We start from the raw sequence: 5,208 nt of genomic DNA, 5'->3' as shown, positions 1-5,208 counted from the left end.
TCCTCGATGGACGCCATGGTTTCGCACAGGAACAGGTCGACGCCATCCGCCTGCTCGGCAACGATGCGGCGGTAGATGTCGAGCGTATCCTGATATGAAATGGTCAGCGCCGGCGCGTAGCTGCCGAACAGCGGCGACAGGCAGCCGGCGATGGTTGCCTCACCGGCCTGCTCGCAAGCTTGCCTGGCCAATTCGATGCCGCGCTTCTGCAACGGCTTGAATAGGTCTTCCGCGCCCTCACGCGCCAGGCGTTCGGGTGTTGCCGAATAGGTGTTGATGGTAATGACACGGGCGCCGGCACGGATGAATTCCGCGTGCAGGTCGCGCACCAGATCCGGTTCGTCGATCAGCACTCTGGCCGACCATAGCGGCGTCGGCTCGGATTGGCTGCGGCGGACCAGTTCCTGGCCCATGCCGCCATCGGTGAGGATGACCTTCTTCATGCGCGCAGCCTGTCGTTCTTCGGATCCCACAGTGGCTCATCTTTCTGCACGATCGCCTGAAAACGCTCGCCGAAGATCTCGACCTCGATTGCGGTGCCGGGTTCGGCCAGATCGGCGCGCAGCATGCCGAGCGCGATCGATTTGTCGATGCGATGCCCCCAGCCGCCCGACGTCGTCTCACCGACGATCTTGCCGTCGTGCCACAGCGTCGACACCGAAGGCGCGTCGCAATCGCCGGGGTCCTCGACGACCAGGGTGACGAAACGCTTCGTCACCCCTTGCTGCTTCTCGTTCTGGAGTGCTGCCTTGCCGCGGAAGTTGGGTTTATCCCATTTGACGAAGCGCTCGAGCCCGCCCTGCAGGATCGAATAGTCGGTCGACAGATCGCCCTTCCAGGTGCGGTAGCCTTTTTCGAGCCGCAGCGAATCCAGCGCGTACATGCCGAACGGCTTCAGCCCGTGCTGTTGACCTGCCGCGCAGACGGCGTCGAAGATGGCGGCGGTGTCGTCCACCCTTGTGTGGATTTCCCAGCCGAGTTCGCCGGCGAAGGAGACGCGCACCAGTTTGGCCCAGCGACCGGCGATCTTCGTCTCCTGATGCGTCAGCCATGGCAGAGTGAGGTCGGCTTCGCAGACATCGGCGAGGATTTTCCGCGAGTTCGGCCCGGCCAGGATCTGGGTCGAGAATTCCTCGGTCCGGTCGATCAGCCTGAACGGTGCGTCCTTGGGCATGCGCGATTTCAGCCATTCGAAATCATGCCATTGGGCGACCGCCGCGGTGATCAGCGTCATCAGGTTGTCGTCGTGGCGGACGACGGACATTTCGGTGACGATGCGGCCCTTGTCGTCGGCGAAATAGACGAGGCCGATGCGGCCGGGCTTCGGCACCAGCCCGGTGACCTGCAGACTCAGCCATTCGGCGGCGCCCGGACCTTCCAGGTTGAAGCGGGAGAAGCCCGGCAGGTCCAAGATGCCGGCGGCGTCGCGCACGGCAAGGCACTCCTCGCGTACGCGATGGTGCCATGGCCCGTCGCGGCGGAAGGTCAGCGTCGCCTCCTCGGAGATGTCGTCGCCGTCTTGCGCGTACCAGGTGGCGCGCTCCCAGCCATTGTAAGCGTCGAAGCGGCCGCCGAGCGCCTTGATGCGATCGTGGATCGGCGACAGCTTGCGGTCGCGGCCTTCAGGCCAGGCATGGCGCGGAAACTGGATGGCGTATTCGTTGCCGTAGATCTCCATGCCCTTCGCGACGCAATAGTCCGGCGCCGAGGCAAAGGACGTGAAGCGGCGCGGGTCGCACGACCACATGTCCCATTCGGTCTGGCCCTCAGTCACCCATTCGGCCAGCACTTTGCCGGCGCCGCCGCCCTGGGCGATGCCGAAGGTGAAGACGCAGGCCTCGAAGGCATTGGGAACGCCGGGCATCGGGCCGATCAGCGGATTGCCGTCCGGTGTGTAGGGGATCGGCCCGTTGATGACCTTGGACAGGCCGGCTGTGCCCAGGATCGGCACGCGGGCGACAGCGTCGGCCAGATAATGTTCCAGCCGGTCGAGATCGTCGGGGAAGAGCTGGAAGGAAAAATCCTCCGGCATCGGGTCGTTGTGGGTGGCCCAATGCGCGCGGCAATTGCGCTCATAGGGGCCGAGATTCATGCCGTTCTTTTCCTGGCGCAGATAGTAGGAGGTGTCGACGTCGCGCAGCAGCGGCAGCTTTTTGCCCTGTTCTTTCGACCATGCCGCCAGTTCGGGAATCTCCTCGAACAGGATGTACTGGTGGCTCATCACCATCATCGGCACGTCGCGGCCGAACATCCGGCCGACTTCGGCGGCGCGGTAGCCGGCGGCATTGACGACGATCTCGCAGCGGATCTCGCCTTGTGCCGTCTCGACCACCCATTCGTCGTTCTCGCGGTGCACGCCTGATACCGGGCAGAAGCGGATGATTTTCGCGCCCATGTCACGGGCACCCTTGGCGAGCGCCTGGGTGAGCTGCGCCGGATCGATGTCGCCGTCGCTCGGGTCGTAGAGTGCGCCCTTCAAATCATGCGTGTCGATGAAGGGATAGCGGCGCTTGATCTCGTCGACGCCGACAATGTCGATGTCCATGCCCTGGTAGCGGCCCATGCCCTTGGCGCGCTGGAATTCCTGCATGCGCTCTTTCGTATGAGCAAGGCGCAGCGAGCCGGTGACGTGATAGTTCATGGGATAGTCGACCGCGTCGGCCAGCCCGCGATAAAGCTCGGTCGAATAGCGCTGCATGTTCATCAGCGACCAGGACGAGGAGAAGGTCGGCACATTGCCGGCGGCATGCCAGGTCGAGCCGGAGGTCAGCTCGTTCTTTTCGAGCAGCACGCAGTCGGTCCAGCCCGCCTTGGCGAGATGATAGAGCGAGGACGTGCCGACGGCGCCGCCTCCGATGATCACCACGCGCGCCGTGCTCGGCAAACCCGCCATGTTCTTCTCCAAACTTAAACTCAATAGACAGGTGGTGAAACCACCCAGATGATAACCGCGGGCTCCGCACCCGGATTGCGCCAGCGGTAGGGCTTGCCTTCGAAGCGAAAGGAGTCGCCTTCGCCAAGCCGATGCCAGACGCCTGCTATCTCGATGTCGAACAGTCCGGACGCGACATATCCGGCTTCCTCGGTCGGCCGCTGCGCCTCGGCCTTCAGCTCCGCGCCCGGCGCGAAGACCGAACGCACCATCTCGAAACTACCGCCGAGATCGGGCGACAGAAGCTCCTCCACCAGGCCGGATTCGCTTGTGCCAAGCGTGCGGCGCCGGCCGGCGCGCACAACCACGCCGCGCTCGCTTTCGACAGGCACGTCATGGCTGAAGAACAGGCTGATCGGCACGCCGAACAGTTCAGCAAAGGCTCTGAGATCGCTGAGCGACGGCGTCGACAGGCCACGCTCGACCTGGCTGACCCAGCCGACTGAACGGCCAAGCTTCAGGCCGATCTCGGCGAGCGTCAGCCCGCGCGCCCTGCGCAAGGCCCTGATGTCGCCGGCCAGCACGCGTTCGTCAGTTCCCTGTAATGTTCTTGCTGTAGGCGAAGGCAAAACGCTCACTTCATGAAAAAATCCGGTCAAATTTCATGAGAAATCAAGCTCGTGAAAAAATCAAGTGGATTTTCACGGATGCACAAGATTTGCTTGCGCGATTTTGGCGGTTCATGCAAAGGCTCGGGCAGGAACGGCGAGTGGGGACGTCCGGTCGAGACGAGGGTTAAGGGACGGCCCATGCTGAAAAACAACACCCGAAATGCGGGCGATGCCGAGATTGTCGACGAGGCAATCCTGTCGCGCCGTTCGGTGCGCGCATTTCTGCCCGACATGGTCGACGACGACACGATCCGCGCCATTCTGGCGGTTGCGGCGCGTGCTCCGTCCGGCACCAACATGCAGCCATGGAAGGTCTACGTCATCAAGGGCGAGATCAAGCAGCGGATATCGGACGCTATTCTCAATTCCGGCATTCGCGCCGAAAAAGCCGATTGGGACGAGTACCGCTACTATCCCACGCAGTTCTTCGAGCCGTATCTGACCCGCCGCCGCGCCAACGGTTTCGGCCTCTATGGCGCGCTTGGCATCGGCCGCCGCGAGGTCGACAAGATGCGCGCCCAGCACGACCGCAACTTCGTCTTCTTCGACGCACCAGTCGGCATGATCTTCACCATCGACCGCCGGCTCAACCAGGGCTCATGGATCGACTACGGCATGTTCCTGCAGAACATCATGGTCGCGGCGCGGGGCAGAGGTCTGCACACCTGTCCGCAAGCGGCCTTCGCGCCCTATCACCGGCAGATCAGGCCGGTGCTCGACATTCCGGACGAAGAGATCGTCGTCTGCGGTATGGCGCTTGGCCATGAAGACACGTCAAAACCTGAAAACACCTTCCGCACCGACCGCGTGCCGCTGGAAGAGTGGGTGACGTTCAGCGAATAGCGGCTGCCCTGGCCAATCGGCCGACATGGGCGGCATGCACTATTCCGTGTTCATCTGGGCGCCGTGGCCGCTGACATGGGCGCCGTCCTGCGGCGTCAGTTTGAGGTAGGCGAGCAACGCGCAGAGCGTGATGACGCCCTCGATCACGAACAGGATGCGGAAGTCGTCAGCGACGGCTGGACCGCCGCCAGCCAGAAACGATAGCGCCGCGGCGGCCAGGCCGACGCTGATCGCCACCGCCAGCTGCCACAGAATGTAATAGAGGGCGCTGAAGCGGGCGAGCTGCTCGGGCGCGATGTCGGAATAGGCCAGATTGCCGGTCGAAGCCCATTGGGCGGAGCGGAAGACGCCAAAGACGAAGATATAGGTCAGCACGATCCAAACCGGTGTGGTCGCCTGCATCAGGGCGAAGCCGGCGACCATGGCGGCGACGATCGGCGTGTTGAACACCAGCACGCGGCGGAAGCCGAAGCGGTTGAGGACGCGCGGCATGAAGAAGCGCATGGCCACCGAGCCGACCGCGGCGACGAAGGTCAGCGATCCCGCCTGCACCGCGCTCATGCCGAAGCCGAGCTGGAACATCAGCGGCAGCAGGAAGACGACGGAGCTGAGGCCGATCGTGTCCAGGCCGCCACCGGTCAGGAAGGAGATGCGGAAGGTGCGGATGCGCAGGAGCTTGAGATCGAGCAGCGGATTGCGCACGCGCAGGCAGTAGAACGATGCGACGGTCAGGATGACGAGCGCCAGCGCCAGTTCGCCGGCGATGATGCCGCCGGCAGCGTCCTTGGCGGCAAGCGAATCCATGCCGAAGACCAGCAGGAC

Annotated in this window: 5 protein-coding genes; 1 reads left to right on the top strand and 4 read right to left on the bottom strand. The window is 63.6% G+C overall.

Going from position 1 to position 5,208, the window contains the following annotated elements; genetic code table 11:
• The 3 genes from EN935_RS21310 to EN935_RS21300 all read right to left on the bottom strand — a co-directional run.
• On the bottom strand, positions 1–443 hold a 443-nt coding region (locus EN935_RS21310), incomplete at its 3' end, for a homocysteine S-methyltransferase family protein (RefSeq protein ID WP_164771242.1).
• On the bottom strand, positions 440–2,893 hold the full coding sequence (locus tag EN935_RS21305; RefSeq protein ID WP_109668447.1) for an FAD-dependent oxidoreductase: 2,454 nt from the start codon (positions 2,891–2,893) through the stop codon (positions 440–442). The genes EN935_RS21310 and EN935_RS21305, both read right to left, overlap by 4 nt.
• Positions 2,894–2,913: 20 nt before the next feature.
• Positions 2,914–3,456, bottom strand: a complete 543-nt coding sequence (locus EN935_RS21300) for an XRE family transcriptional regulator (RefSeq protein ID WP_164757615.1) — start codon at positions 3,454–3,456, stop codon at positions 2,914–2,916.
• Between the two features lie 225 nt (positions 3,457–3,681).
• Between EN935_RS21300 and EN935_RS21295 the strand changes: the two genes are divergently transcribed.
• Complete coding sequence (locus EN935_RS21295; RefSeq protein ID WP_164757614.1) at positions 3,682–4,386, top strand: nitroreductase; 705 nt, start codon at positions 3,682–3,684, stop codon at positions 4,384–4,386.
• 39 nt (positions 4,387–4,425) lie between these two features.
• Here the strand turns inward: EN935_RS21295 and EN935_RS21290 are convergent.
• Positions 4,426–5,208 (bottom strand): MFS transporter (locus EN935_RS21290; RefSeq protein WP_127373583.1); only part of this gene is annotated, 783 nt, incomplete at its 5' end.

The sequence above is a fragment of the Mesorhizobium sp. M7D.F.Ca.US.004.03.1.1 genome, assembly GCF_003998635.1.
In the GTDB taxonomy this organism is placed as follows: Bacteria; Pseudomonadota; Alphaproteobacteria; order Rhizobiales; family Rhizobiaceae; genus Mesorhizobium; species Mesorhizobium loti.
Note: the sequence above shows the minus strand (reverse complement) of the source record. Positions and strands in the feature narration are given on the sequence as shown.